The 23,899-nt window shown below is 72.2% G+C and carries 26 protein-coding genes and 3 tRNA genes; 23 read left to right on the forward strand and 6 right to left on the reverse strand.

The features are described 5' to 3' along the window. Positions 1-155 precede the first annotated feature (155 nt). From ASF35_RS08205 to ASF35_RS08215, 3 genes are read left to right on the forward strand one after another with little or no spacing between them, the layout of a single operon-like run. Positions 156-1,247, forward strand: coding sequence for a saccharopine dehydrogenase C-terminal domain-containing protein (locus ASF35_RS08205; protein ID WP_082495406.1), 1,092 nt, complete (start codon positions 156-158; stop codon positions 1,245-1,247). Then, positions 1,244-2,761, forward strand: a complete 1,518-nt coding sequence (locus ASF35_RS08210; RefSeq protein ID WP_055965356.1) for an aldehyde dehydrogenase family protein — start codon at positions 1,244-1,246, stop codon at positions 2,759-2,761. Before ASF35_RS08205 ends, ASF35_RS08210 begins: the two co-directional genes overlap by 4 nt. 5 nt (positions 2,762-2,766) lie before the next feature. Further along, complete coding sequence (locus tag ASF35_RS08215; protein WP_055965357.1) at positions 2,767-4,005, forward strand: VOC family protein; 1,239 nt, start codon at positions 2,767-2,769, stop codon at positions 4,003-4,005. Here ASF35_RS08215 and ASF35_RS08220 read toward each other — a convergent pair. Continuing rightward, entirely contained in the window at positions 3,986-4,636 is a 651-nt protein-coding gene (locus ASF35_RS08220) for a hypothetical protein (protein ID WP_055965360.1), read from the reverse strand. The genes ASF35_RS08215 and ASF35_RS08220 overlap by 20 nt on opposite strands. A 175-nt stretch (positions 4,637-4,811) precedes the next feature. Beyond that, positions 4,812-5,468 carry a DUF429 domain-containing protein gene (locus tag ASF35_RS08225; protein ID WP_162239303.1) on the reverse strand — a complete coding sequence of 219 codons (657 nt, stop codon included), beginning with the start codon at positions 5,466-5,468 and terminating at the stop codon, positions 4,812-4,814. Positions 5,469-5,525: 57 nt separating this feature from the next. On the opposite strand from ASF35_RS08225, the gene ASF35_RS08230 reads away from it, so the two are divergent. The 13 genes from ASF35_RS08230 to ASF35_RS08290 all read left to right on the forward strand — a co-directional run bounded on the left by ASF35_RS08230 (position 5,526) and on the right by ASF35_RS08290 (position 15,295). Then, on the forward strand, positions 5,526-5,963 hold the full coding sequence (locus ASF35_RS08230) for a VOC family protein (protein WP_055965366.1): 438 nt from the start codon (positions 5,526-5,528) through the stop codon (positions 5,961-5,963). Between the two features lie 48 nt (positions 5,964-6,011). Further along, positions 6,012-6,740: a DNA repair protein RecO gene (gene recO, locus ASF35_RS08235; RefSeq protein ID WP_055965369.1), complete on the forward strand. Its 729-nt coding sequence runs from the start codon at positions 6,012-6,014 to the stop codon at positions 6,738-6,740. Between the two features lie 25 nt (positions 6,741-6,765). Beyond that, positions 6,766-7,560 (forward strand): isoprenyl transferase, encoded by a 795-nt coding sequence (locus ASF35_RS08240; protein WP_055965372.1) that lies wholly within the window; start codon positions 6,766-6,768, stop codon positions 7,558-7,560. After that, positions 7,557-8,072, forward strand: coding sequence for a hypothetical protein (locus ASF35_RS08245; protein ID WP_055965375.1), 516 nt, complete (start codon positions 7,557-7,559; stop codon positions 8,070-8,072). The genes ASF35_RS08240 and ASF35_RS08245 overlap by 4 nt, the downstream gene beginning before the upstream one ends. Positions 8,073-8,092: 20 nt before the next feature. Then, positions 8,093-8,743 (forward strand): peptidylprolyl isomerase, encoded by a 651-nt coding sequence (locus ASF35_RS08250; RefSeq protein ID WP_055965377.1) that lies wholly within the window; start codon positions 8,093-8,095, stop codon positions 8,741-8,743. 29 nt (positions 8,744-8,772) lie between these two features. After that, positions 8,773-9,552 carry a fumarylacetoacetate hydrolase family protein gene (locus ASF35_RS08255; RefSeq protein ID WP_055965380.1) on the forward strand — a complete coding sequence of 260 codons (780 nt, stop codon included), beginning with the start codon at positions 8,773-8,775 and terminating at the stop codon, positions 9,550-9,552. Then, positions 9,545-11,092, forward strand: coding sequence for a glutamate--tRNA ligase (gltX, locus tag ASF35_RS08260; RefSeq protein WP_055965382.1), 1,548 nt, complete (start codon positions 9,545-9,547; stop codon positions 11,090-11,092). Before ASF35_RS08255 ends, gltX begins: the two co-directional genes overlap by 8 nt. A 115-nt stretch (positions 11,093-11,207) precedes the next feature. Continuing rightward, positions 11,208-11,279: transfer RNA gene (locus ASF35_RS08265), tRNA-Gln, on the forward strand. A 28-nt stretch (positions 11,280-11,307) separates the two neighbouring features. Beyond that, positions 11,308-11,380: transfer RNA gene (locus ASF35_RS08270), tRNA-Glu, on the forward strand. A 63-nt stretch (positions 11,381-11,443) separates the two neighbouring features. After that, a tRNA-Glu gene (locus ASF35_RS08275) sits at positions 11,444-11,519 on the forward strand. Between the two features lie 929 nt (positions 11,520-12,448). Next, positions 12,449-13,249 carry an NYN domain-containing protein gene (locus tag ASF35_RS08280; RefSeq protein ID WP_055965385.1) on the forward strand — a complete coding sequence of 267 codons (801 nt, stop codon included), beginning with the start codon at positions 12,449-12,451 and terminating at the stop codon, positions 13,247-13,249. 79 nt (positions 13,250-13,328) lie between these two features. Then, the gene (locus tag ASF35_RS08285) at positions 13,329-14,837 is read left to right on the forward strand and encodes an Ada metal-binding domain-containing protein (RefSeq protein WP_156367985.1); all 1,509 of its coding nucleotides are present in this window, start codon (positions 13,329-13,331) and stop codon (positions 14,835-14,837) included. Continuing rightward, complete coding sequence (locus tag ASF35_RS08290) at positions 14,834-15,295, forward strand: methylated-DNA--[protein]-cysteine S-methyltransferase (RefSeq protein ID WP_055965391.1); 462 nt, start codon at positions 14,834-14,836, stop codon at positions 15,293-15,295. Before ASF35_RS08285 ends, ASF35_RS08290 begins: the two co-directional genes overlap by 4 nt. A gap of 4 nt (positions 15,296-15,299) precedes the next feature. Here ASF35_RS08290 and ASF35_RS08295 read toward each other — a convergent pair whose 3' ends face one another. After that, on the reverse strand, positions 15,300-15,728 hold the full coding sequence (locus tag ASF35_RS08295) for a class F sortase (RefSeq protein WP_235493007.1): 429 nt from the start codon (positions 15,726-15,728) through the stop codon (positions 15,300-15,302). A 151-nt stretch (positions 15,729-15,879) separates the two neighbouring features. Then, the gene (locus ASF35_RS08300; protein ID WP_055965399.1) at positions 15,880-16,689 is read right to left on the reverse strand and encodes a CHRD domain-containing protein; all 810 of its coding nucleotides are present in this window, start codon (positions 16,687-16,689) and stop codon (positions 15,880-15,882) included. 217 nt (positions 16,690-16,906) lie between these two features. Here ASF35_RS08300 and ASF35_RS08305 point away from each other — a divergent pair, with 217 nt between their 5' ends. The 3 genes from ASF35_RS08305 to ASF35_RS08315 all read left to right on the forward strand — a co-directional run bounded on the left by ASF35_RS08305 (position 16,907) and on the right by ASF35_RS08315 (position 18,640). Continuing rightward, positions 16,907-17,413 (forward strand): sigma-70 family RNA polymerase sigma factor, encoded by a 507-nt coding sequence (locus ASF35_RS08305; RefSeq protein ID WP_200914507.1) that lies wholly within the window; start codon positions 16,907-16,909, stop codon positions 17,411-17,413. Further along, complete coding sequence (locus tag ASF35_RS08310) at positions 17,410-18,129, forward strand: hypothetical protein (protein ID WP_055965405.1); 720 nt, start codon at positions 17,410-17,412, stop codon at positions 18,127-18,129. Before ASF35_RS08305 ends, ASF35_RS08310 begins: the two co-directional genes overlap by 4 nt. A gap of 85 nt (positions 18,130-18,214) precedes the next feature. Continuing rightward, positions 18,215-18,640 carry a hypothetical protein gene (locus ASF35_RS08315; protein WP_055965408.1) on the forward strand — a complete coding sequence of 142 codons (426 nt, stop codon included), beginning with the start codon at positions 18,215-18,217 and terminating at the stop codon, positions 18,638-18,640. A gap of 7 nt (positions 18,641-18,647) precedes the next feature. Here the strand turns inward: ASF35_RS08315 and ASF35_RS08320 are convergent, their stop codons facing one another. After that, a complete protein-coding gene (locus tag ASF35_RS08320; RefSeq protein ID WP_055965411.1) occupies positions 18,648-19,364 on the reverse strand; it encodes an IclR family transcriptional regulator in 717 nt (238 codons plus the stop codon). A gap of 85 nt (positions 19,365-19,449) precedes the next feature. Here ASF35_RS08320 and leuC point away from each other — a divergent pair, with 85 nt between their 5' ends. The 4 genes from leuC to ASF35_RS08340 are packed head-to-tail and all read left to right on the forward strand — an operon-like array spanning position 19,450 to position 23,533. Further along, complete coding sequence (gene leuC / locus ASF35_RS08325) at positions 19,450-20,874, forward strand: 3-isopropylmalate dehydratase large subunit (RefSeq protein WP_055966407.1); 1,425 nt, start codon at positions 19,450-19,452, stop codon at positions 20,872-20,874. A 5-nt stretch (positions 20,875-20,879) separates the two neighbouring features. Beyond that, complete coding sequence (gene leuD, locus ASF35_RS08330; RefSeq protein WP_055965413.1) at positions 20,880-21,479, forward strand: 3-isopropylmalate dehydratase small subunit; 600 nt, start codon at positions 20,880-20,882, stop codon at positions 21,477-21,479. Positions 21,480-21,519: 40 nt separating this feature from the next. After that, on the forward strand, positions 21,520-23,043 hold the full coding sequence (locus tag ASF35_RS08335; protein ID WP_156367986.1) for a hypothetical protein: 1,524 nt from the start codon (positions 21,520-21,522) through the stop codon (positions 23,041-23,043). Between the two features lie 10 nt (positions 23,044-23,053). Continuing rightward, the gene (locus ASF35_RS08340) at positions 23,054-23,533 is read left to right on the forward strand and encodes a hypothetical protein (protein WP_055965421.1); all 480 of its coding nucleotides are present in this window, start codon (positions 23,054-23,056) and stop codon (positions 23,531-23,533) included. On the opposite strand, the gene ASF35_RS08345 is transcribed toward ASF35_RS08340, so the two are convergent. Beyond that, entirely contained in the window at positions 23,530-23,808 is a 279-nt protein-coding gene (locus tag ASF35_RS08345) for a hypothetical protein (RefSeq protein WP_055965423.1), read from the reverse strand. The two genes, ASF35_RS08340 and ASF35_RS08345, sit on opposite strands and share 4 nt — an antisense overlap. Between the last annotated feature and the right edge of the window lie 91 nt (positions 23,809-23,899).

A 23,899-nucleotide genomic window follows, 5' to 3' on the forward strand; every position in this document is an offset into this window, starting at 1 on the left:
CGTGACGGACGTGGCGGCTTCACCCAATCGTCACCACTGCACCGTCCGGTCGGTACAGACACGGGCCCTCCTGCTGGCTAGCATCGGTGTGACGCCGACCACCCCTCGGTGTCTTCCGTACGCGACGTGACCCGTCGCCGGCCGCAGGAGGTCCCGTGTCCCGATCCATCAACACCGTCGCGGTGTTCGGACTGGGGAAGGTCGGCGAGCTCGTCGCCGACCTCCTGGTCCGCGCCCAGTTCTCCGTCGTCGGGTACGACGCAGCGCCGCGCGACGACCTGCACTTCGCGTCGCACGCCGTCGACGGCTCCGACACCACGGCCGTGCGCAAGGCCCTCACCGACGTCGACGCCGTCGTCTCCTGCCTGCCCTACCACCTCAACATCGCCGTGGCCGAGGCCGCGTACGACACCGGGACCCACTACTTCGACCTCACCGAGGACGTGCCCACCACCAACCGGGTGGTCGAGCTGAGCGCCAAGCGTCCGGAGTCGGCGTTCGTGCCGCAGTGCGGCCTCGCCCCCGGTCTCATCGGCATCGTCGGTGCCTCGCTCGCCGAGGGCTTCGAGCAGATCCGCAACATCGAGCTCAAGGTCGGCGCCCTGCCGCAGAACCCCACGGGGCTGCTCGGCTACGCCTTCAACTGGTCGGCCGAGGGCGTGGTGAACGAGTACCTCAACGACTGCGAGGTGCTGCGCTCGGGCCGTCGCCAGATGGTGCCCGCGATGACCGAGAAGGAGCGCGTGTTCATCGCCGGCATCGAGCTGGAGGCGGCGCTCACCTCTGGTGGTCTCGGCACCATGTGCCAGACCTACGAGGGGCGCGTGAGCCGCCTCGACTACAAGACGCTGCGCTACCCCGGCCACTTCCGCCAGATGCACTTCCTGTTCGACGAGCTCAACCTGCGCGAGCGTCGCGAGGAGGTCGGCCGCATCCTCGTCGACGCCAAGCCGCCGGTGAACGACGACATCGTCTACCTGCACGCCGCGGTCGAGGGCACCAAGTCCGGTCAACCCTTCCGCGAGAACTACGTCCGCGGCTACCTGCCCATCGAGATCGACGGCCGCACCTGGCGTGCCATCAGCTGGACCACGGCCGCCTCCGCGGTCTCGGTGGTCGAGCTCGTCGCCGACGGCGTGCTGCCGCACGCCGGCTTCGTCGCCCAGGAGGACATCCGCCTGGCCGACCTCTTCGCCACCACCTCCGGCCAGCTCTTCGCCTCCCACGGAAAGGTCTCCCCGGCATGACCGACGTCAGCACGCGTGCCCTCGACATCCTCCAGCGCCTCGGCGCCGGTGATCCCTTCGACGCCGCGGGTGGCCTGTCGGCGACGTCGCCGATCGACGGTCACGAGATGGGTCGGCTCGCCGCTCACTCCGCCGCCGACGTGGCCGACGCGGTGGGTCGTGCCCACGAGGCGTTCCTGCAGTGGCGCACGGTGCCCGCACCGGTGCGTGGCGCGTTCGTCCGTGAGCTGGGCGAGCTGCTCCGTGAGCACAAGGACGACCTCGGCGCCCTGGTGAGCATCGAGGCCGGGAAGATCCTGAGCGAGGGCCTGGGCGAGGTGCAGGAGATGATCGACATCTGCGACCTCGCGGTCGGGCTGTCCCGCCAGCTGCACGGCCTGACGATCGCGACGGAGCGTCCGGGTCACCGGATGATGGAGCAGTGGCACCCGCTGGGCGTCGTCGGCGTCATCAGCGCCTTCAACTTCCCGGTGGCGGTCTGGTCGTGGAACGCGGCGCTCGCGTTCGTGTGCGGTGACGCCGTGGTGTGGAAGCCCTCGGAGAAGACCTTGCTGACGGCGCTCGCGTGCCAGGCGCTGGCCGCCGAGGCCGCGCGTCGCACGGGTGCGCCGGAGCACCTGTCGCAGGTCGTCCTCGGTGCCCGGGAGGTGGGGGAGGCGCTCGTGGACGACCCGCGCGTGCCGCTCGTCTCGGCCACCGGTTCCACCCGCATGGGCAAGGAGGTCGCACCGCGGGTCGCCGCGCGCCTGGGCCGCACGCTGCTCGAGCTCGGCGGCAACAACGCCGCGATCGTCGCGCCCAGCGCCGACCTCGACCTCGCCGTGCGTGGGATCGTGTTCTCCGCCGTCGGCACGGCCGGCCAGCGGTGCACGTCGCTGCGCCGCGTGATCGTGCACCACAGCATCAAGGACGAGCTCGTCGAGCGCCTCGCCAAGGCCTACGGCACGCTGCCGATCGGGTCGCCGCTGGAGCCGTCGACGCTCGTCGGGCCGCTCGTGGACGAGACGTCGTTCCGTGCGTTCGGCGACGCGATCTCCCGCGCCCAGGGTGACGGAGGCACCCTCGTGACCGGTGGTGGGCAGGACGTCGCGGCCAGCGACGCGACCGGAGGTGGCTACTACGTGCAGCCCGCGATCGTCGACATGCCGGCCCAGAGCGACGTGGTGAAGGAGGAGACGTTCGCGCCGATCCTCTACGTCCTGGGCTACGAGACCCTCGAGGAGGCGCTGGTCCTGCACAACGACGTCACCCAGGGGTTGTCGTCGTCGATCTTCACCCTCGACGTCCGCGAGGCCGAGACGTTCCTCTCGGTTGTCGGGTCCGACTGCGGCATCGCCAACGTCAACATCGGGCCCTCCGGCGCCGAGATCGGTGGCGCCTTCGGAGGCGAGAAGGACACCGGCGGCGGCCGCGAGTCCGGCTCGGACGCGTGGCGCGCCTACATGCGCCGCGCGACGAACACGGTCAACTACTCCACCGAGCTCCCGCTCGCCCAGGGCGTGGAGTTCGTGTGAGTGGGGTGGGTCCCACCGAGCTGCGAGCGTGGTTCGCCCGGTCCCTCTCGGAGCTCTACGGCTCGGAGGTGCCCGCGTACACGACGTTGGTCGAGGCCTGCGAGCAGGTGAACGCCGAGGTGCTCGAGCGTCGGGGTGAGGACGCCGAGCGGCTCGGCTCCATCCAGCGCGTCACGGCCGAGCGGCACGGCGCCATCCGGGTGGGCACGGCCGCCGAGCTCGCCCAGGTGGGCCGGGTCTTCGGCGCGTGCGGCATGTACCCCGTGGGGTTCTACGACCTGCGCGAGGCCACCCCGCCGATCCCCGTCGTGAGCACCGCGTTTCGTCCCACCTCGCGCCTCGAGCTCGCGGAGAACCCTTTCCGCGTGTTCACCTCGGTGCTGGTGGTCGACGACCGGCGCTTCTTCGACGAGCGCACCGAGGCGCAGCTGCGGGAGTTCCTCGACGCGCGCACGCTGTTCCCCGACGAGCTGCTCGACCTCGCCGACCGCATGGAGAGCGAGCACGAGCTGTCCCACGACCAGGCCGACCGCTTCCTCGAGCTGGCCACCGCGTCCTTCGCGCTGTCGGACGAGCCGGTCGACCGCACCTGGTACGAGCACCTCGAGTCGATCTCGAGCGTCGCGGCCGACATCGGCGGGGTCACGTCCACCCACATCAACCACCTCACCCCGCGCGTGCTCGACATCGACGCGCTCTACGCGCGCATGGGCGAGCTGGGCGTCGAGATGATCGACCGCATCCAGGGCCCGCCGAGGGTGGAGTCGGGGCGGGGCGTCGACGTGCTGCTGCGTCAGACGTCGTTCCGGGCGCTCGACGAGCCGCGGCGCTTCCGCGAGGCCGACGGCTCGGTGGTGGAGGGACGACTGCGCGTCAGGTTCGGCGAGGTCGAGGCGCGCGGCGTGGCCCTGACGCCTGCCGGCCGCAACCTCTACGACGGGAGGGGCTTCCGGGCCTTCCCGACCACGGACGAGGACCTCCACCGCGCCGGTCTGGCCTACTACACGCGCAACCACGCGGGCCGGCTCCAGCCGATCGTCTACGAAGACTTCCTGCCGAAGTCCGCCGCCGGCATCTTCGCCTCCAACCTGACGTCCGACGGCACGGCCGACGCACGCCGCCGCGCCTCGCTGCGTGACGCCGCCTGGATGCAGGAGGCGCTCGGCCGCGAGCTGCACGACCCCTACGCGCTCTACGAGCGCGAGAGGGCGGAGGCCGGGGCAGCTACTCGACGCGCTCCATGACGGACTTGTAGCCGGTCGCGGTCTGGGTGAACGAGTCCTCGCTGCACGTGTACTGCACGGGGCCGCTGCCGGGCTGCAGCTCCTGCTCGCTCTCCTTGCCGTCGGCCAGGCGCACCGTGAGGCTGCCGTCGACGTCGCCGAGCACGAAGCTCATCGTGTCGCCGCTCGTGCTCACGTCGTAGGTGACGGTGCCCTCGAAGATCGCCTCGCCGCCCGCGGCCTCCAGGGCGAGCGTGGCGGGCGTGCCGTCGTAGGTGACCGTCTCGGTGCCGTCCTCGGTGATCTCGAGCGTGCGCTTCACGTCGGAGATGGTGAACTTCCCCTGCTCGGTGTCGACCGTCTCGGTGTGCTCGGTGGTGCGCCAGGTGCCGACGAGGCACGCGTCGAGGCCGCCGGTCGCTGCGTCCTGGTCCGCCGGTGCCTCGCTCGAGGGGGCGGACCCGCCGGCTGCGGAGGGTGTCGTGGCGGTGTCGCCGTCGGACGAGCGCCCGAACGCGAACCCCGCGGCCACGGCGCCTCCGATCACCAGGACGGCGCCGAGCGTGAGGGCCACGACGACCCACGTCCGTGGTGGTTGCTTCGGTCCGCCCTGCGGCTCCGGCTGCGGAATCACCTGGGTGTCGTCGTCCATCGATGCCCTCCCGAGACGTGGTCCTGCGGCGTGCTCGCAGACACCCTCGCACGGATCGATGGCCGCGTCGACGTCTCCGTCCCCGACTCGTGCTCGCCCCTGCGTCCTGACGCCTTCGCGTCGGTCCTGGCGTCGTCGATCGACACGAAGGGGTCAGAACGCGGAACGGGGCGGGTCAGACCCAGATGGGGGCGCCGTCGGCGGGGTCCTCGGGGAGGCGCAGAGCCGTGCCGCGGGCGATGCGGCGTGCCGTCCACGCGGCGGCGCCGGCGTCGAGCACGTCGTCGAGGGCGGCTCCGCGTGGCGGGCTCGTGGGGAGCTCGATGCCCTCGGAGCGCAGGAGTGCGCGACGTCGGGCCGCCCCCTCGGCGAGCTTCTTGCGCTCCACCAGCGGCTCGCCCGCCAGCTCGGCGAAGCTCGACTCCGGGTGCACCTCGTGCACGGGGACGTCGGGATCGGTGGCCAGCCAGTCGCGCACGTCGCGGATGGCGGGGAAGAGGCCGAACGACTGGCGGCTCAGGCCCAGGCCCGTGGCCTCGCGGTTCAGCCGGTTCGCCTCGGCGTACTCCGTGGCGTCGACGGCGGAGGCCGCCGGGGAGTTGAACACCGTGGACGCCCGACCTGGCAGACGTCGGCGTGCCTCCCGCTCCGCTGCGCGCCCCTCCGTCTCGGGCAGCTCCAGCGGGATGTCGATCCCCACGACGTCGACCGGTCCCGCCGCGCCGACCAGCTCGCCGATCGTGGGCGCGACGAGGACCAGCACGACGTCGTCGTCGCTCCAGCGCACCCCGATCCAGCCGCCTCGGCAGCCGTCGACCCCCAGGACCTCCACGTCGGCATCGTGGCACCGTCCGTGGACCGTGTCGGTGGGCGGGGGCATGCTCGAGCCATGAGCCGAGACGTGCAGGTCACCATCGACTGTGCCGGGCCGGGTGCCCTCGCCGTCTTCTGGGCCGAGGTGCTCGGCTACCAGGTGCAGCCCCCACCACCGCCCTTCGCGTCGTGGGAGCAGGCCCTCGACGCGTTCGGCGTGCCGGAGTCCGAGCGCGACTCGCGGTCCGCGGTGGTCGACCCCGCCGGCATCGGTCCGCGGGTCTTCTTCCAGAGGGTCCCGGAGGGCAAGGCGGTCAAGAACCGCGTCCACCTCGACGTCAGGGCCGCGCCGGGTCTGGAGGGCGAGGAGCGGATGGCCGCGCTGCAGGCCGAGTCGAAGCGCCTGCAGGGTCTCGGCGCCCGCGAGCTCTACCGCGTCGAGCCCGACGGCGGCATGGAGGCCGGGTTCATCACGATGGCCGACCCCGAGGGCAACGAGTTCTGCCTGGACTGACGGCCTCGCCGGCCCCGAACCGTCGGCACGGCCAGGCATGATGGTGCAGTGAGCCTCTATCGCGACCAGGGTGTGGTGCTGCGCACCCACAAGCTGGGCGAGGCCGATCGCATCATCACGCTGCTCACCCGTCAGCGCGGTCTCGTCCGCGCGGCCGCCCGGGGGGTGCGCAAGACGTCGTCGCGGTTCGGCGGCCGGCTCGAGCCGTTCATGCACGTCGACCTCCAGCTCGCGGAGGGGCGCACCCTCGACACGATCGTGCAGGTCGAGACGCTCGGTGCCTACGCCCGCGACCTCGGTCTCGACTACCCGGCCTACACGGCGGGCACGGCGATCCTCGAGACCGCCGAGCGGCTCGTCACGCACGACGGTGAGCCGGCCGTGCAGCAGTACCAGCTGCTCGTCGGCGCGCTGGCCGCTCTCTCGACGCGGCGTCAGCCGCCGAGCACGCTGCTCGACTCCTACCAGCTGCGGGCGCTCGCGGTGGCCGGCTACGCCCCCAGCTTCTCCGGCTGCGCCCGGTGCGGGCTCGAGGGACCGCACCGCAACCTGCACGTCCCCTCCGGCGGCATGCTGTGCGACGGCTGCCGCCTGCCCGGGTCGTCGGCACCCTCGCCCTTCGCCGTCACGCTCCTGGCCGCGCTGCTCGCGGGTGACTGGCCGGTGGTCGCCGAGGCCGACGACCGCACCCGCCGCGAGGCCGCCGGTATCGTCAACGCGTACCTGTCGTGGCACCTGGAGCGCGGACTGCGCTCCATGGGGCACGTCGACCGTTGAGCCACCCCGAACCCGGCCAGGAGTCATGAGCCCCGCACCCGCCCGTCCTGCCCGCGGCCGCCCCGAGCCGCGCGCGCCGGAACCGCACCCGTCGGGTGCCCGCCCGCCCCAGCTCGAGCCGCACCAGGTGCCCCGCCACGTCGCGGTGGTCATGGACGGCAACGGGCGGTGGGCCAAGGAACGCGGCCTGCCGCGCACGGAGGGTCACAAGCGTGGCGAGTTCGCCCTGCTCGACGTCGTCAAGGGCGCGATCGAGGTCGGGATCGAGGCCGTGAGCGTCTACGCCTTCTCCACCGAGAACTGGAAGCGCTCGCCCGAGGAGGTCCGCTTCCTCATGGGGTTCAACCGCGACGTGGTGCACCGTCGCCGCGACGAGATGCACGCCCTGGGGGTGCGGGTCCGCTGGGCGGGTCGTCCTCGCCGGCTGTGGCGCAGCGTCATCAACGAGCTCGAGACGGCCGAGCGCCTCACGCGGCACAACGACGTCCTGAGCCTCACCATGTGCGTCAACTACGGCGGCCGGGCCGAGATCGCCGACGCCGCCGCGGCACTCGCCCGCGACGTCAAGGCGGGCAAGGTCGACCCCGACCGCGTCACCGAGCGCACCTTCGCCCGCTACCTCGACGAGCCGGACCTGCCCGACGTCGACCTGTTCTGGCGCACGTCGGGCGAGCAGCGCACGAGCAACTTCCTGCCGTGGCAGTCGGCCTACGCCGAGCTGGTGTTCTCCGACATCGCCTGGCCCGACGTCGACCGGCTGGCCCTGTGGGCCGCGGTCGAGGAGTACGCAGGTCGCCAGCGTCGGTTCGGTTCGGCATGAGCACGGACGGCATGGAGAGGGGCGGCATGGAGACGGGCGGCACGAGCATGGGCGGGGGCACACCCGTGCGCGGACCCAAGGCACCACCTCGGCGCCTGCTCACGGACTGGACCACCACGGCCGGCGTGGCCGGCGACGGGCTCGCGGCCCTGGTGGCCGCGGACGACGCGGTGGCCGAGGCCATCCATCTCGCGACGCTGGGCTACGAGGTGTTCGTGCTCGACACCGTCACGCCCGACGACTTCACGCCGCCGCGGGTGCACGTGGTGCCGATCTCCGCGGCCGACGTCCCGGAGGTCTGGCACGACCGGTTCGCTCTGGTCGTGGCCGACGTCGCGTCGTCGGCAGCGGTCGTGCCGTGCGTGGCCGAGGCCGGTCTCCTCGTCGTCATCGGCGAGGCGCCGGTGCCGTCCGACCTCGCGCCCGGCCTGGTCGAGGTGCGTGTGGAGGTGGGCCCCGATCCGGACTCCCCGGTCGTGGAGCGGTTCCGGGCGGTCCACGCCCGGCTGTGAGCGTTCTCTACGATCCCTGCATGCGCCTGCGTCGAACCGCCGTCCTGCTCGCCGTCGTCCCGCTGCTGGGTCTCGCCGCCTGCGGCGACGACTCGGACTCCTCGGACGCTGCCTCCGACGAGGGGTGCTCGTGGGTCGAGACCGGTGGTGCGGCCAAGCAGGTCGACCCGCCGGCCGACGACGCGGAGCCGGCGGGCTCGGTCGTCATCACCATCAACGGGCAGGACGTGCCGGTCGAGCTGCTCCCCGAGCCGGTGTGCGCGACCACGTCGTTCACGTCGCTCGCCGAGCAGGGCTACTTCGACGACGCCCCCTGCAGCCGCGTCAGCGACCCGACGGCCGTGCCCTACGGCATCATCCAGTGCGGCGACCCGACCGGCACCGGGACCGGTGGGCCGGGATACTCCTTCGCCGACGAGCTGACGGGGGAGGAGGCCTATCCGGCGGGCAGCGTCGCGATGGCCAACGCCGGGCCCGACACGAACGGCTCGCAGTTCTTCCTGAACTTCGCCGACTCGGACTTCCCGCCGGACTACACGGTCTTCGGCACGATCTCGGCGGACGGCCTGGCCGCGCTCGAGGACGTCGCCTCGGTCGGCGCCGAGGGTGGCGCCCCCGACGGACCGCCGGCCGAGCCGATCGTCATCGACTCGGTCCGTCCGGTCGAGTAGCGCCTGCCCCGGCTCGGTAGGGTCGAGGCATGCGTGTAGCCAGGTTCGCCGGGGACGACGATCCCCGTTTCGGAGTGGTCGGTGACGAGGACGGCACCCCCACGATCGCGGTGCTGAAGGGTGACCCGCTGTACGCGGGCTACGAGCTCACGGGCCAGAAGGTCGCGATCGACGACGTGCGCCTGCTGGCGCCGGTGATCCCCCGCAGCAAGGTGGTGGGCATCGGCAGGAACTATGCCGCGCACGCGGCCGAGCTGGGCAACGACGTGCCCGAGAGGCCGCTCGTCTTCCTCAAGCCCAACACCAGCGTGGTCGGTCCCGGTGACCCGATCGTCTACCCGGCTCAGAGCTCGGACGTGCACTTCGAGGGCGAGCTGGCCGTGGTGATCGGGCGCATCTGCAAGGACGTGCCCGCCGAGGACGTCGACAAGGTGATCTTCGGCTACACGGTGGCCAACGACGTCACCGCACGAGACCTGCAGCGCACGGACGGCCAGTGGGCCCGCGCCAAGGGCTTCGACAGCTTCTGCCCGCTCGGCCCGTGGATCGAGACCAACCTCGATCCCGCCGACCTCCGCGTCACCACCGAGCTCGGCGGCGAGGTCAAGCAGGACGGCCGCACCAGCGACATGGTGTTCTCCGTCGCCGACATCGTCGCCTACGTCTCCTCGTTCATGACGCTGCTGCCCGGCGACGTCATCCTCACCGGCACCCCCGACGGCGTCGGACCGATGCAGGTCGGCGACTCGGTGAGCGTCACCGTCGAGGGCATCGGCACCCTCACCAACCAGGTGGTCTCCCATGACTGACGTCAGCCCCGAGACGACCAGCACCGCTTCCGTCCCGACCGTGGGCGACGACGTGCCGGTGGTCGCCCGCTTCTGCCCCTCGCCGACCGGCAACCCGCACGTCGGCATGGCGCGCACGGCGCTGTTCAGCTGGGCGTACGCACGCCACCGCGGTGGCCGCTTCGTGTTCCGCATCGAGGACACCGACGCGAGCCGCGACAGCGAGGAGTCCTACGACCTGCTGATCGACGTGATGCGGTGGCTCGGCCTCGACTGGGACGAGGGCGTCGAGGTGGGCGGCCCGAACGGGCCGTACCGCCAGAGCCAGCGGATGGACGTGTACGCCGACGTCGCGCAGCGCCTTCTCGACGCCGGACTGGCGTACAAGGCCTACGACACCGCCGAGGAGCTGGAGCAGCGTCGTGACGCGGCGCGGGCCGCCGGTCGGCCCAGCGGCTACGACGGACTGCACCGTGACCTCACGCCCGAGCAGCGGGCCGCCTACGAGGCCGAGGGCCGGCAGCCGGTCATCCGGTTCAAGATGCCGCAGAAGGACTGGACCTTCGACGACCTGGTCCGCGGACCGATCACGTTCGGCGCCGAGAACGTGCAGGACTTCGTCATCGTGCGCGCCAACGGTCAACCGCTGTACACGCTGACGAACCCCGCCGACGACGCGCTCATGGGCATCACCCACGTGCTGCGCGGCGAGGACATCCTCAGCTCCACGCCCCGCCAGATCGCGATGTACGAGGCGTTCGCGCAGATCGGCCTCGGTCACGGCATGGTCCCGCGCTTCGGCCACCTGCCCTACGTCACGGGCCAGGGCAACAAGAAGCTGTCGAAGCGCGACCCCGAGTCCAACCTCCTCGGCTACCGGGAGCAGGGCTTCCTGCCCGAGGGGCTGCTCAACTACCTCGCCCTGCTGGGCTGGTCGCTCCCCGCGGTCGACGGCGTCGAGCGCGACGTGTTCACGCTCGAGGAGATGGTCGAGGCCTTCGAGATCTCCCGCGTCAACCCCAACCCGGCCCGCTTCGACCTCAAGAAGTGCGAGGCGATCAACGGCGACCACGTGCGGCTGCTCTCCGACGAGGACCTCCGCGCCCGGCTCGTGCCGCGGTTCGCGTCCGAGGGCCTCGTGCAGGATCCGCCCACGGAGGCGCAGAGCGCCATGCTGGCGGCCGCGGTGCCCCTCGTCCACGAGCGGATGGGGCTGCTCACCGAGGCCGTCTCGATGCTGCGGTTCCTGTTCGTCGACGAGGCGGACTTCACGATCGACCCGGACGACCGTGCGAAGCAGCTCGACGAGAAGGGCCTGGAGGTGGTGCAGGCCGCCCTCACGGCGCTGGAGGCCATCGGCTCGACCGTCGAGTGGTCGACGCCCACGATCGAGGGCGCGCTGCGCGCTGCGCTGGTCGACGACCTGGGGCTCAAGCCGCGACTGGCCTTCGGGCCGGTGCGGGTGGCCGTGACCGGCAGCCGCATCTCGCCGCCCCTGTTCGAGTCGATCGAGCTGCTGGGTCGGACCCGCACGCTGGAGCGTCTGCGCGCGGCACTCTGACCGACCCGGACGTCGAGGCGGAGGGCCGCACCCGGTTTGGGGGAGCGCATCGGCGTCGGGTAAGGTTTCTCCCTGGTTCGGACGCCGTTCGCAAGGACGGTGCTCGATACCCCCATGGGGTATGGTGTAATTGGCAACACAGCGGTTTCTGGTACCGTCGTTCTAGGTTCGAGTCCTAGTACCCCAGCGAAGACCGGGTCTGTGATCCGGTCCGCGCCCCGTTGGTCTAGCGGTTATGACGCCGCCCTCTCAAGGCGGAGATCGCCGGTTCGAATCCGGTACGGGGTACGAAAGGGTGCTGTACGTGCCGCAGGCACGACCAGCCTCTTTCACACGGCTCCTCGGGGCCGGGGCCCCGTTGTGTAGCGGCCTAGCACGTCGCCCTCTCAAGGCGGTAGCGCGGGTTCGAATCCCGTCGGGGCTACCACGCACCACCGCAGACCCCTCGACCCCTGGTCGGGGGGTCTTGTGCGTTCCTGCGACCGCATCGTGGTGCGTCGCTCGGCTCGGCGGCGTTCCTGCGGCTAGGTCGGCTCGGGTGGTCCGTCGCTTGCGGCTGCACTGCCGCCGCTGGGTCTTTCCTCGGTGCTGCGCTGCTCCTGCTGGGTCTCGACCTGCGGCTGCGTCGCTGTGGCTGCGAGTCGACCTGCGCTCCGAAAGGGCCTCGACCGGCGGACGGGTCCGGGCTCGGGCGAGCTCTCGGAGCGTGGCTCGGAGGGACGCAAGGTTCTGCGTTCGTGCGTGAGAGGGCGAAGGATGCTGCGTTCGCTACGGGATCCCGTCACCAACGCAGCATCCTTCGGGTTTTTGCACGCGAAGGCAGAATCGTGCGTCCGCCGGGGCCCCTCGTGCGGCGGGTGGGCAGGGATTCTCCCTTCTCGCGGACCGTTCCACGACGATGGAGAATCCCTGCCCCTACGGGGCCAAAGTCGCCGCCACGATGCTTCCTTCGCGTGGCACGGTCCACGCGAAGGGAGAATCGTGCGTGGATCCCGCGTAGAGGGAGAATCGTGGCCGCGCCCCGCAGACCCAGCCGACCCGAGACCCCCGGTCCGGTCGAGGCCCTCTCGGAGACCGACCCGTCTTGGAGCCACAGCGACGCAGCAGCAGGCGAGTGCACAGCAGCGCCTCGCAGACCCAGCCGGGCCAAGTCCCACCGCTCCGGTCGAGGCCCTCTCGGAGACCAACCCGTCTTGGAGCCACAGCGACGCAGCATCAGGTGAAGACGTAGCCACACCGACGCAGCAGCGCGGGAACGCCCATCCGAGCGACAAAGCAGCAGGCCGGGACCTCGGCAGCCGAGGAGCGGCGAGGGGAGTGGCGGGAGGCGTGAGCCGGCGCCCCTAGGGTGGACCCATGCCTCCTGCTCGCATCGCCGTGCTCATCGACGCCGACAACGCTCCTGCCTCCAAGATCGGCGCGATCCTCTCGCAGGTCGCGAAGTCCGGGAACGCGCACGTGCGTCGCGCCTACGGCGACTGGAAGAACTCCCACCTCAAGGGCTGGGAGGGCCGGCTGCAGGAGTTCGCGATCGCCCCCGTGCAGCAGTTCGCCTACACGAAGGGCAAGAACGCCTCCGACATCGCCATGGTCATCGACGCCATGGACCTCCTGCACGCGGGCGTGGCCGACGGCTTCGCCATCGTCTCGAGCGACGCCGACTTCACGCCCCTCGTCATGCGCCTGCGACAGTCCGGCGCCGAGGTCCTCGGCTTCGGCGGGGAGAAGGCGCCCAAGGCGTTCCAGAACGCGTGCTCGACCTTCTACAAGCTGGAGACGCTGCGCGAGGACGACGACACCGAGGACGACACCGAGGACGACGCGGACGAAGCCCCGGACGACGCTCCGGCCGCCTCCAACGGCCGGGCTCGTCCCGCCTCGCAGCGCGCCTCCCAGCGCGTGGACGGCGCCAAGCTGCGCAGCGACCGACAGCTCGTGCGCATGCTCCGCACGGCCGTCGACGAGGCCGCCGACGACGACGGCTGGGCCCAGCTCTCCAAGGTGAGCGACCAGATCCGCAACCAGTCCTCGATCCAGCCCGGCAACTACGGCTACGCGAAGTTCAGCGGGCTCATCGAGGCGATCGACCTGTTCGAGGTCAAGCGCGCCGACGGCAAGTCGGTGATGGTGCGGCGGAAGAAGCGCGGCGGACGCTGACCCAGCGACGGAACGGCACGGCACGGCCGTGTCCGATTCCCGCCAGACGTACTTGCCCCCACGGGGCACGATGGTCGGCATGGAGGACTTCGACGAGCGCTACCGCGCGGTGAGCTCGCGCGACGAGCGCTTCGACGGGATGTTCTTCACCGCGGTGCGCACCACGCGCATCTACTGTCGTCCCTCCTGCCCGGCGACGACCCCGCTCGCCCGGAACGTGGAGTTCCACCGCACGGCCGCGGCGGCGGAGGCGGCCGGCTTCCGCGCGTGCCGACGGTGCCGTCCGGACAGCTCGCCCGGGTCGCCGGAGTGGGACGTCCGAGCCGACGCCGTGGGGCGTGCGGTCCGGCTGGTGCGCGACGGCGTCGTCGAGCGCGAGGGCGTTCCGGGGTTGGCGCAGCGGCTGGGCTACAGCGAACGGCACCTGAACCGCATGATCACCCAGGAGCTCGGTGTGGGACCTCTTGCGCTGGCCCAGTCGCAGCGCGCTCGCACCGCGCGGCTGCTGGTGGAGACGACCGACATGCCCATGTCCGACGTCGCCTTCGCGGCGGGCTTCGCGTCGGTCCGCCAGTTCAACGACGCCTTCCAGCGCGCGTACGACCGCTCGCCCCGCGAGATGCGCCGACGCGGCGCCGGCGGCTCGGCGGCGGGGGAGTGCCTGCGACTGCGGCTCGCGCTCCGGCGCCCCTTCGACGCCGACGCGCTCGGGGGCTTCCTCGCCGACCACGCCGTGCCCGGGCTCGAGGTCGGTGAGGGACGCAGGTTCGCCCGGGTGCTCTCGTTGCCGCACGGCAGCGCCGTCGCCGAGCTCGTCCTGCACGACGACCACGTGTCGTGCCGGGTGCAGCTGCAGGACCCGCGCGACCTCACGGCGGCCGTCGCCCGGCTGAGGCACCTGCTCGACCTCGACGCCGACCCGGTCGCGATCGATCGAGCGCTGGGCGGCGAGGAGGGTGGGGCCGGGGACGGCGGTGCCAGCGATGGTGGGGCCGGGGACCTCGGCGCCCTGGTGCAGGAGCGACCTGGGCTGCGCGTCCCCGGCACGGTCGACGCGTTCGAGACGGCCGTGCGCACGGTCGTCGGGCAGCAGGTGTCGGTGAGCGGCGCGCGGACCGTCATCGGTCGGCTCGTCGCGGCCTCCGGGGAGACGGTCGAGCTGCCCCTCGCCCAGGAGCTCGGACTCACCCACGCGTTCCCGACCGCCTCGGCGCTGGCCGCCGTCGATCCCGAGACCCTGCCGATGCCCCGGTCCCGCGGGCGCACCGTCGTCGCCCTGGCCCGTGCGGTCGACGTCGGTGACCTCGTGCTGGACGGCGGCGTCGACCGCGACGCCGTCAGCCGCGCGCTGCTCGCCGTGCCCGGCATCGGCCCGTGGACCGTGGGCTACGTGCGCATGCGCGGGCTGGGCGATCCGGACGTGCTCCTCGAGACGGACCTGGTGCTCCGGCGGATCCTCCACGCCCGCGGGACCACCGACGCCGACGTCAGGCGGTGGGCGCCCTGGCGCTCGTACGCCGGGATGCACCTCTGGACCGAGCACCTGGCACGGCAGGCCTTGACCACGACGAGAGGATCGAGAGCATGAGCACCCGTTGGATGGACTCACCGATCGGCGGACTGCGCCTCCACAGCTCCGCGGGCCTCCTGACCGCGATCGAGTTCGGGGCCGAGCCGCACGGCCGTCCCGCCCCGGACCCGCTGCTGGACGACGCCCAGCAGCAGCTGCAGGAGTACTTCACGGGCGACCGCCGGAGCTTCGACCTGCCGCTCGCGAACGACGGCACCGAGTTCCAGCGCAAGGTGTGGGGCGAGCTGCGCCGGATCCCGTTCGGGGAGACGGCCAGCTACGGCGAGATCGCCCGACGTCTCGGCTACGAGCCCGTGATCTCGAGGGCCGTCGGCGCCGCCAACGGCGCCAACCCGCTGCCGATCGTCGTCCCGTGCCACCGGGTGGTGGGCTCGGACGGCTCCCTCACCGGCTACGCCGGGGGAGTGGAGCGCAAGAGGGTCCTGCTCGAGCTGGAGCGTCCGGGGCTCTTCTGAGGACTCAGACCTCGGAGGCGAAGACGACCCGGTTCTCGGTGTACCGGCCGATCCCGCGGTCGTAGGGTCCCGTGCAGGTGATGAGGCGGACCTGCGACCCCGCCGCCCTGCCGTAGACGTCCTCGGTGGGAAAGCGGCTGTCCTGCGGCACGTCGCGCACCTCGGTGACCTCGTAGGTGCGGCGCTGTCCGCGAGCGTCGAGGACGCTCAGCTGCTCGCCGACCTCCAGCTCGGTCAGCCGCGCGAACACGGCCGGCCCGGTGCGGGAGTCCTTGTGGCCCACGATGACGGTGGGGTAGGTCTCGCCCGGCTTGCCGCCGCCCGTGAACCAGCCGACGCGGGCCGGATCCTCGGGCACCTCGAGCTCGCCGGTCCCCGCATCGATGCCCAGGCCGACGAGCGACTCGTCCAGACCCAAGGGCGGGATCGTCACGCGGATCGGAGCTGCAGCGGCCCGCGGGGCCTGGCTCGTCGGCGCGGCCGTCGTGGTCGTCTCCGCCGGTCGCGGGGCAGGGGCCCGGTCCTGCCCGCCACACCCTGCGAGGAGCGTGACGAGCAGGACCAGGCCGGCCAGTCGGCGAATCTCAGGCACCCTGACGACGACGTGCGGCGACGGCGCCCGCAGCAGCGAGTCCGACGAGCGTCAGGGCGACGTAGGGAGCGGCCGGGGTGGAGCCGGCGGTTCCGCCCTCCCCGGTGTCGACCCCGTTGCGCGGGACCACGCGATCCTCGTCGTCGGCGTTCTCCTCACCGGCGTCCTCGTCATCGGTCCCGCCGCTCTGCGGACCGCCGGCACCGTTGGCCTCGTCCAGGAGCTCCTGGCTGAAGGCCAGCTGACCGCGCACGGCGCCGGGGACGTTGGCGGCCGTGTGGGTGTCGGCCGAGAAGCCGGCGGGGTTCGCCTCGATCTGGTCGAGGGTGAAGCCCGTGCCGGTGTCCTGGCCTTCCGCGCTCAGGCCGGTCGTGAACGGTCCTTCGGAGCAGCCGCTGCTGTTGCGGATGTCGGAGTCCTCCGGGCCGGGGTTCGGGAACGACAGGCGCGGGGGCCCGTTCTGGCCGGCCGGCGTCTGGTGGATGTGCGTGGCGGTGCGGGCGGCGCTCTGGTACGGCGGGTCGACGCCCTCGGTGGTGATGTCCCAGCAGATGATCTCCTCGTCGGAGTTGATCAGGAAGATGAACGTGCCGGAGCCGTCCTCCTGGCCCACGCCGACCGTGCCGTCGGGTCCGACGACCTGGTCGCCGGTCGCCTCGGCGACGAACGCGCTGGTGAAGGTCTCCGGGCGCTCGACCTGCTCCGTGGTGTCGGCTGTCGCGGTCGAGGCGAGTCCGCCGAGTGCCAGGGGCAGTGCGGCGGCGAGGCCGGCCGCTGCGGTCCATCGAGTCGATCGGGTCATGGTCGTCCCTTCGTCGTGTGGCGTCCGGCGACGCCGGTCGTGTCGGGATACGAGGCGGAGCGCCGGTGCGTTCACGAGGACGGCGAGGAATCTTCGCGAGAACGTTCGCGGCCGACGCGGCGTACACCTCTCCATGACCGCTTCCGTGACCGTGTTGCCGTGCCCCGGCGCGCCGACGGGCCTACCGTGGAGCAACCTCGCGAGAAGGGCGGTCCGGATGACGGCTGAGGGCTTCGACGTGCGCTCCGCGTACGCCGAGCACGGCCGTGACCTCCTGGGCTTCGCCGTGAACGCCGTGGGCGACCGGGGCCTCGCCGAGGAGTGCGTGCAGGAGACCTTCACCCGCGCCTGGCAGGCGCGCGAGCGCTTCGACGCCGCCCGGGCGTCGTCGAGGACGTGGCTGTTCGCGATCGCCCGCAACGTCGTGATCGACGCCCTGCGCCGCCGTGGGCGCCGCCCGATGACGCTGGTGCCGGACGTCCGGGAGCCGCGTGAGGTCCGACCGCCGGAGAGCGACCAGGTGGACGACCACGTCGGCCTGGTGTGGGCGCTGGCCCAGATCTCCGCGGACCAGCGCCGCGTGATCGTGGCGGTGCGCCTGGAGGGACTCACCTACGATCAGCTGTCCGAACGTGACGGGGTGCCCGTCGCGACGCTGCGCACCCGGATGTTCCACGGCCTGCGCGCCCTGCGCGCGCTGCTCGACGAGGAGGGAGCCTCATGACCACGCCCCAGGAGCGCATCGACCAGCTGCTCGCGGCCGCTGCCACGGGCGACCTCGACGAGGCCGAGGCCGCCGAGCTGGAGGCGTTGGTCGCCGAACGTCCCGAGCTGCGCGCCGAGCTCGACGCGCTGCGCAGCGCCGTGGGGACGCTCGACGAGTGGGCCCTCGCGGGCGGTGCGTGGAGCGACGTGCCGCCCTCGACCGCGCTCGACGCGGCGATCGGCCGGATCGGGGCCACCGGAGCAGCGCCCGTCGGGCCTGCGCCCCGTCCCCGGTCCGCTCGTCGTCGGCTGGGGCTGGTCGCCGCCGCCGTGGCGCTCGTCGCGGCCGGCTCGGCGACCACGCTCGGCGTCCAGGCCGTCCTGGGCGACGGCACCGTCGAGGGCCCGCCCGGCACGCTCGGCGCCGTCGAGCGGCTCGCTCCCTCGGTCAGCGACGACAGCCCGCTGCCCGGGCGCGTCGACGCGGCGTTCGTCGCCCACACCTGGGGCACGGAGGCCGTGCTCGACGTCGCCGGCACCCGGCCCGGGGAGGTCTACGTCGTCTACGTCGTGGACGAGCAGGGGCGCGACGTGGAGGCGGGCGCCTTCCTGGGCTCGGCGGTGGAGGTCCACTGCCGCATGAACGCCGCCGTGCTGCGCGAGGACGTCGCGGGCCTGCGCGTCGCGGACGCCTCCGGCGTCACGGTGGCGACCGCCACGGCACCCACGCTGTGAGCCGGAGCAGGGGTCCGTGCAGGTTCACCTCCGCGTCACCTCCGTCTGCCATGATTCGGCCGAGTCCGACCATGCGAGGAGCGAGATGGCCAAGGTGAAGAAGTCCGAGAAGGCGTCCGGCGGCGCGAAGAAGTCCTCGAAGAAGGGCGGCCCGAGCAGCGCGAAGGAGCTGGCCAAGGCGCAGGGGCAGGTCGAGAAGCTGCGTGGCTCGGTGGATCAGCTCGAGCGCAAGCTCGAGAAGGCCAAGGGCAAGGCGGCGCAGTGGAAGGCCGAGGCTCGGCAGGAGCGTTCCAAGGCGGCCAAGCTCGAGGCCAGGCTCCGTCGCGCCACCCGTGACGCCCCTGTCGACCACGCTCCGCCCGCGGAGCGCGGAGACCTGCCCGTCGAGGAGTCGCCCGTCCCCGACGAGTCCTGGACCGTGGTGCGGCTGCGCGCGGCGGCCCGCGAGAAGCAGGTCCCCGGTGCGTCCCGGATGACGAAGGGCGCCTTGCTCGAGGCCCTGCGCGGGTAGACGGAGGTCAGCCGGCGCGGCGCAGGCTCTGGCTGAGCCGTTCCGCGGCGGCGGCCACGGCAGGTGCGTGCATGCGACCCGGCTGCCGGGTCAGGCGTTCCAGGGGACCGGAGACCGACACGGCGGCGACCACCTTGCCGGAGGGGGAGCGGACCGGGGCGGAGACCGACCCGACACCCGGCTCGCGCTCGCCGACGCTCTGCGCCCATCCGCGGCGACGCACGGCGGACAGCTCGGCGGCCGAGAAGGTGGCCTTGAGCAGCCCCTTGTTCATGCGCTCGGGGTCCTCCCACGCCAGCAGGATCTGGGCAGCGGACCCGGCTGCCATGGTGAGCTGGCCTCCGACGGGGATCGAGTCGCGCAGACCGGTCGGCCGGTCCGCCGCCGCCACGCACACCCGGAAGTCGCCCTGTCGGCGGTACAGCTGCGCCGACTCGCCGGTGATGTCGCGCAGACGTGCGAGCACCGGACCCGCGGCGGCCAGCAGGCGGTCCTCGCCGGCGGCGGCGGCGAGCTCGCCGAGCCGCGGTCCGAGCACGAAGCGTCCCTGCATGTCGCGGGAGACGAGCCGGTGGTGCTCGAGCGCCACGGCGAGCCGGTGGGCCGTCGGCCGCGCGAGGCCGGTCGCGGCGACCAGCCCGGCGAGGGTGGCGGGTCCGGGCTCGAGGGCCGAGAGCACGAGAGCGGCCTTGTCGAGCACACCCACTCCACTGGCGTTGTCCATGCCTTGATACTGCCGTATCGTATGGTGAGACGCAAGTGCTAGGCTGACGCCGCACTGACGACGACGCAGAGGAGAGATGATCGCGATGGGCAGGACGCTCGCGGAGAAGATCTGGGACGACCACGTCGTCCGCACGGCCGAGGGCGAGCCCGACCTGCTCTACATCGACCTCCACCTCATCCACGAGGTCACGAGCCCGCAGGCGTTCGACGGCCTGCGGCTGTCCGGCCGTCCCGTCCGCCGGCCCGACCTGACCCTCGCCACCGAGGACCACAACATCCCGACGACGGACCTCGACAAGCCGATCGCCGACCCCGTCTCCCGCACCCAGGTCGAGACGCTGCGTCGCAACGCCGAGGAGTTCGGCGTCCGCCTGCACCCGATGGGCGACATCGACCAGGGCATCGTCCACGTGGTCGGACCGCAGCTGGGCCTCACCCAGCCGGGCATGACCATCGTGTGCGGCGACTCCCACACCTCCACCCACGGCGCCTTCGGGTCGATCGCCTTCGGCATCGGCACGAGCGAGGTCGAGCACGTGCTCGCCACCCAGTCGCTGTCGCAGGCCAAGCCGAAGATGATGGCCGTCGACGTCGACGGCACGCTGCCTCCCGGGTCGACCGCCAAGGACCTGATCCTCGCGCTCATCACCCAGGAGACGACCGGTGGCGGCCAGGGCTACATCGTCGAGTACCGCGGCGAGGCGATCCGTGCGCTCTCCATGGAGGAGCGCATGACGATCTGCAACATGAGCATCGAGTGGGGAGCGAAGGCCGGGCTCATCGCTCCGGACGAGACCACCTTCGAGTACATCCAGGGCCGCCCGCACGCTCCGCAGGGCGAGGCGTGGGACGAGGCCGTGGCGTACTGGACGAGCCTCACCACCGACGACGACGCCCACTTCGACAAGGTGATCCGGATCGACGCGTCCGAGATCACGCCCTTCGTCACCTGGGGGACGAACCCCGGCCAGGGCGCCCCGCTCTCGGGCACGGTGCCGGATCCGGAGAGCTTCGAGGAGCCGACCGAGCGCGAGGCCGCCGCGAACGCGCTCGCCTACATGGGTCTGGAGGCCGGCACGCCGCTGCGTGACATCAGCGTCGACACCGTGTTCGTCGGCTCGTGCACGAACGGCCGGATCTCCGACCTGCGCCGCGCCGCCGAGCTCATCGAGGGCCGCACGGTGGCCGAGGGCACGCGCATGCTCGTCGTGCCCGGCTCGGTGAGGGTTCGGCTGCAGGCCCAGGAGGAGGGTCTCGACCGGATCTTCACCGACGCCGGCGCGGAGTGGCGCGGAGCGGGATGCTCCATGTGCCTCGGCATGAACCCCGACCAGCTGACCCCGGGGGAGCGCAGCGCCTCCACGTCCAACCGCAACTTCGAGGGACGCCAGGGCAAGGGCGGCCGCACCCACCTCGTCTCGCCCGACGTCGCCGTGGCCACGGCCGTGCTGGGCCACCTGGCCAGCCCGGCCGACCTCGAGCCCGTCCCCGCGACCGCAGGAGCCTGATCACGATGGAGAAGTTCACCTCGCACACCGGCGTCGGCGCCCCGCTGCGGCGCAGCAACGTCGACACCGACCAGATCATCCCCGCCGTCTACCTCAAGCGCGTCACGCGCACCGGCTTCGAGGACGGACTGTTCGCGGCCTGGCGCAACGACCCCGAGTTCGTCCTGAACCGCGACGCCTTCCGTGACGCGACCGTGCTGGTGGCCGGTCCGGACTTCGGCACCGGCTCGTCGCGCGAGCACGCCGTCTGGGCCCTGCAGAACTACGGCTTCAAGGCCGTGATCAGCTCACGGTTCGGTGACATCTTCCGTGGCAACTCCGGCAAGGCCGGGCTGCTTGCCGCCCAGGTGGACGACAAGGTCGTGCAGCGCCTGTGGGACCACCTCGACGCGAACCCGGGCGCGACCGTCACGGTCGACCTCGAGTCGCGCACGGTGCGTGCCGGTGAGGGTCCCGACGCCATCGAGGACTCGTTCACGATCGACGACTACACGCGCTGGCGCCTGCTCGAGGGTCTCGACGACATCGCCATCACGCTCTCGCACGACGACGACATCGCCACCTACGAGAGCCGGCGCCCCGCGTTCAAGCCCGCCACGCTCTGACGGAACGCCCCGAGCGGCACCGGGGCGCTACTCTCCGTCCATGACGACGGGGGTGGTCCGGAGCAGGACCAGGCGTGCTGCCACGACGGTCCTGGCAGGTCTCGTGGCCGCGGCGGTGCTGACGGGCTGTGGCGTCGACGACGACGACGTGGCCGCGCTCGAGGAGCTCGCCGGCGTCGAGCGAGCGAGCTCCAGCTGCGAGCTGGGGCGCTGCAGCGTCCGCGTGGAAGTCCGCCCGACCATCCGCGCTTCGCAGCTCACCACGGTGTTCGGCGAGGCTCGCGACACGGGCGCCACCACCGTGGAGGTCCTCGAGGGAGAGGCCGACGACGCTGCGTCGTCCGAGCCGCGTGGCTCCGACCCCCGCGTCTCGGTGTCGCTCGACGAGGACAGCGAACGATCCGCGGACGCGGCCACGGCGCGCCTCGCCGTGGCCAGCTTCGAGCTCGCCGGTGTCTCGTCGTGGGGCCTGACGCGTGCCGCCGACCGCAGCACGCTCACCGCGTCGGTGCAGGAGTCGCCCGATCTGCAGTGGCCGACGGGCCGTGGACTCTGGGACGGCGTCGCGACGCTCCCGAGCCCGGGCATGGTCCTCACGACCCGGCCGGAGAACCGTTCCGGGGCCAGCCGGCTCGTGGTCTCCGAGGAGTACCCCGAGCGTGCCGTCGCGTTCACGGTGGCGGTGGCCGCGGAGTTCGGGGCGTCCCGGCTCACCGGCGTGAGCATCGGGTCCCGGCCCGAGGACGAGGAGCAGGACGGCACGGGCGTGCTCCTCGGGGTCCGGTCCGCCTCCGACGCGACGGCGCTGGAGGCCCTCCTCGACGACGCTCGTGGCGGGGACGGCCTCGACGTGGCCGTCGTCGTGGCTGACAACGTGCTCGCCGCCCGTCCCGACCCGACGCAGGATCCCGACGGCGGCGACACCGGCACGGAGGCCGACCGCCGCGCCCTGCTCAGCAGCCTCGAGGACGAGCCCGCCGTGAGCGCCTCGGTCCAGGCCAACACGCTCCGGGTGCGTGCCCTGGGTCCGCTCGACGAGGTACGTGCGGCCCTCGAGCGCGCCCGCCGTGCGCACCCCGACTCCTACGCGCGCGTGCCGGTCACGGTCGAGCCCGACACCGTGCTGTCCGGTACCGGTTCGGGCGACCCGGAGGAGCAGGAGATCGACCTGTCGACGGTCGGCAGCCTCGACCTGCTCGACCTCGTGGCCGACCTCGGCGAGGTCGACGGCGCCGGTGCGGTCGGCGTGCAGGCGCACGGCGAGAAGTACGACTACCTGAAGCCGCCCTCCGACACCGACGCCTTCGTCTCCGTCCGGGCGGAGCGGCCCGGCATCGACGAGCTGGACGCGCTCGTGCAGGACGTGGCCCGGGTGCTGTCCCGCTGGAAGGGCCCGGAGACGTCTCTCAGCATGTCGATCGGCGTCGAGGACCCGGAGGGGCGTCAGGCCTCGGTGGTCCTGCGCATCGACCGGCGCTCGGGCACGTGGGTCGCCAGCTCGTCGGAGCGCGGGACCGAGGACAGGATCGCGAGCGGCATCCGCGCGTGGACGTCTGCGTCGTGAGCGCACCGCGATGACCAGGGTCGTCGTGGAGGTCACCTCCGTGGTGCCCGCGCCGCAGGAGGTGGTGTGGGCTCGTGTGGCCTCGGTCGAGGGCATCGACCACGAGCTGCGCCCGTGGCTCTCGATGACGCTGCCTCGCGGCGCGAGAGGGCTCGACGTTCACTCGCTCCCGGTCGGGGTTGCCCTCGGGAAGGCGTGGATCCGTCTGTTCGGGGTGCTTCCCGTCGAGCAAGACGACCTCACGGTGGTCGAGCTCGACCACGGCCGTCGGTTCCACGAGGTCTCGCGGATGCTCAGCGCGCGGCGGTGGGAGCACGAGCGCACGCTCACGCCCGGCCCGGACGGAGGCACGCACGTGCACGACCGACTCACGGTCGAGCCGCGGCTCGCGCTCGCGGCTCCCGTGGTCCGTCGGCTCGTCGGCGCGCTGTTCGGCCACCGGCACCGGCGTCTCGCGCGGTGGTGCGCCACGCGGTCGACCGGTCCCTAGGGCTGCTTCGTGACCGCCGCGTGGATCTGGGCGACCTGCTCGGCGATGAGCGGCACCTGGTGCAGCAGCTCCAGCTCGGACTGCAGCTCCGCGAGGAGGTTCTTGACCTCACCGAGGGCCTGCCGGGTCTCGGCCAGCGTGACGTCGACCGTGCCGAGGGTCGTGTCGACGCTGCCGAGCGTGCCGTCGACACGACCGAGCACCCCGTCCACGTTCTTCAGCGCAGTGTCGGCGCGGTTGAGCACGGCGGCGGGATTCGCGGGGAGGAGGGCCATGCACGACCAACGAGCCGAAGGGCTTCTCGTCACCCCGGGCGCCGACACGGTCCCCACCGCGGGGACCGCGACGCCGAACGAGCCCCTCTCG

Source organism: Aeromicrobium sp. Leaf291 (assembly GCF_001423365.1).
GTDB lineage: Bacteria > Actinomycetota > Actinomycetes > Propionibacteriales > Nocardioidaceae > Aeromicrobium.

Excerpts from the sequence above, each read along its gene's own strand:
- ASF35_RS08210 (WP_055965356.1), top strand. The coding sequence starts at position 1,244 with ATGACCGACGTCAGCACGCGTGCCCTCGACATCCTCCAGCGCCTCGGC.
- ASF35_RS08240 (WP_055965372.1), top strand. The coding sequence starts at position 6,766 with ATGAGCCCCGCACCCGCCCGTCCTGCCCGCGGCCGCCCCGAGCCGCGC.
- ASF35_RS08255 (WP_055965380.1), top strand. The coding sequence starts at position 8,773 with ATGCGTGTAGCCAGGTTCGCCGGGGACGACGATCCCCGTTTCGGAGTG.
- ASF35_RS08280 (WP_055965385.1), top strand. The coding sequence starts at position 12,449 with ATGCCTCCTGCTCGCATCGCCGTGCTCATCGACGCCGACAACGCTCCT.
- ASF35_RS08320 (WP_055965411.1), bottom strand. The coding sequence starts at position 19,364 with ATGGACAACGCCAGTGGAGTGGGTGTGCTCGACAAGGCCGCTCTCGTG.
- ASF35_RS08230 (WP_055965366.1), top strand. The coding sequence starts at position 5,526 with ATGAGCCGAGACGTGCAGGTCACCATCGACTGTGCCGGGCCGGGTGCC.
- ASF35_RS08290 (WP_055965391.1), top strand. The coding sequence starts at position 14,834 with ATGAGCACCCGTTGGATGGACTCACCGATCGGCGGACTGCGCCTCCAC.
- ASF35_RS08315 (WP_055965408.1), top strand. The coding sequence starts at position 18,215 with ATGGCCAAGGTGAAGAAGTCCGAGAAGGCGTCCGGCGGCGCGAAGAAG.
- leuC (WP_055966407.1), top strand. The coding sequence starts at position 19,450 with ATGGGCAGGACGCTCGCGGAGAAGATCTGGGACGACCACGTCGTCCGC.
- ASF35_RS08305 (WP_200914507.1), top strand. The coding sequence starts at position 16,907 with ATGACGGCTGAGGGCTTCGACGTGCGCTCCGCGTACGCCGAGCACGGC.
- leuD (WP_055965413.1), top strand. The coding sequence starts at position 20,880 with ATGGAGAAGTTCACCTCGCACACCGGCGTCGGCGCCCCGCTGCGGCGC.
- ASF35_RS08345 (WP_055965423.1), bottom strand. The coding sequence starts at position 23,808 with ATGGCCCTCCTCCCCGCGAATCCCGCCGCCGTGCTCAACCGCGCCGAC.
- ASF35_RS08285 (WP_156367985.1), top strand. The coding sequence starts at position 13,329 with ATGGAGGACTTCGACGAGCGCTACCGCGCGGTGAGCTCGCGCGACGAG.
- ASF35_RS08245 (WP_055965375.1), top strand. The coding sequence starts at position 7,557 with ATGAGCACGGACGGCATGGAGAGGGGCGGCATGGAGACGGGCGGCACG.
- ASF35_RS08335 (WP_156367986.1), top strand. The coding sequence starts at position 21,520 with ATGACGACGGGGGTGGTCCGGAGCAGGACCAGGCGTGCTGCCACGACG.
- ASF35_RS08340 (WP_055965421.1), top strand. The coding sequence starts at position 23,054 with ATGACCAGGGTCGTCGTGGAGGTCACCTCCGTGGTGCCCGCGCCGCAG.
- ASF35_RS08220 (WP_055965360.1), bottom strand. The coding sequence starts at position 4,636 with ATGGACGACGACACCCAGGTGATTCCGCAGCCGGAGCCGCAGGGCGGA.
- ASF35_RS08310 (WP_055965405.1), top strand. The coding sequence starts at position 17,410 with ATGACCACGCCCCAGGAGCGCATCGACCAGCTGCTCGCGGCCGCTGCC.
- ASF35_RS08250 (WP_055965377.1), top strand. The coding sequence starts at position 8,093 with ATGCGCCTGCGTCGAACCGCCGTCCTGCTCGCCGTCGTCCCGCTGCTG.
- ASF35_RS08300 (WP_055965399.1), bottom strand. The coding sequence starts at position 16,689 with ATGACCCGATCGACTCGATGGACCGCAGCGGCCGGCCTCGCCGCCGCA.
- gltX (WP_055965382.1), top strand. The coding sequence starts at position 9,545 with ATGACTGACGTCAGCCCCGAGACGACCAGCACCGCTTCCGTCCCGACC.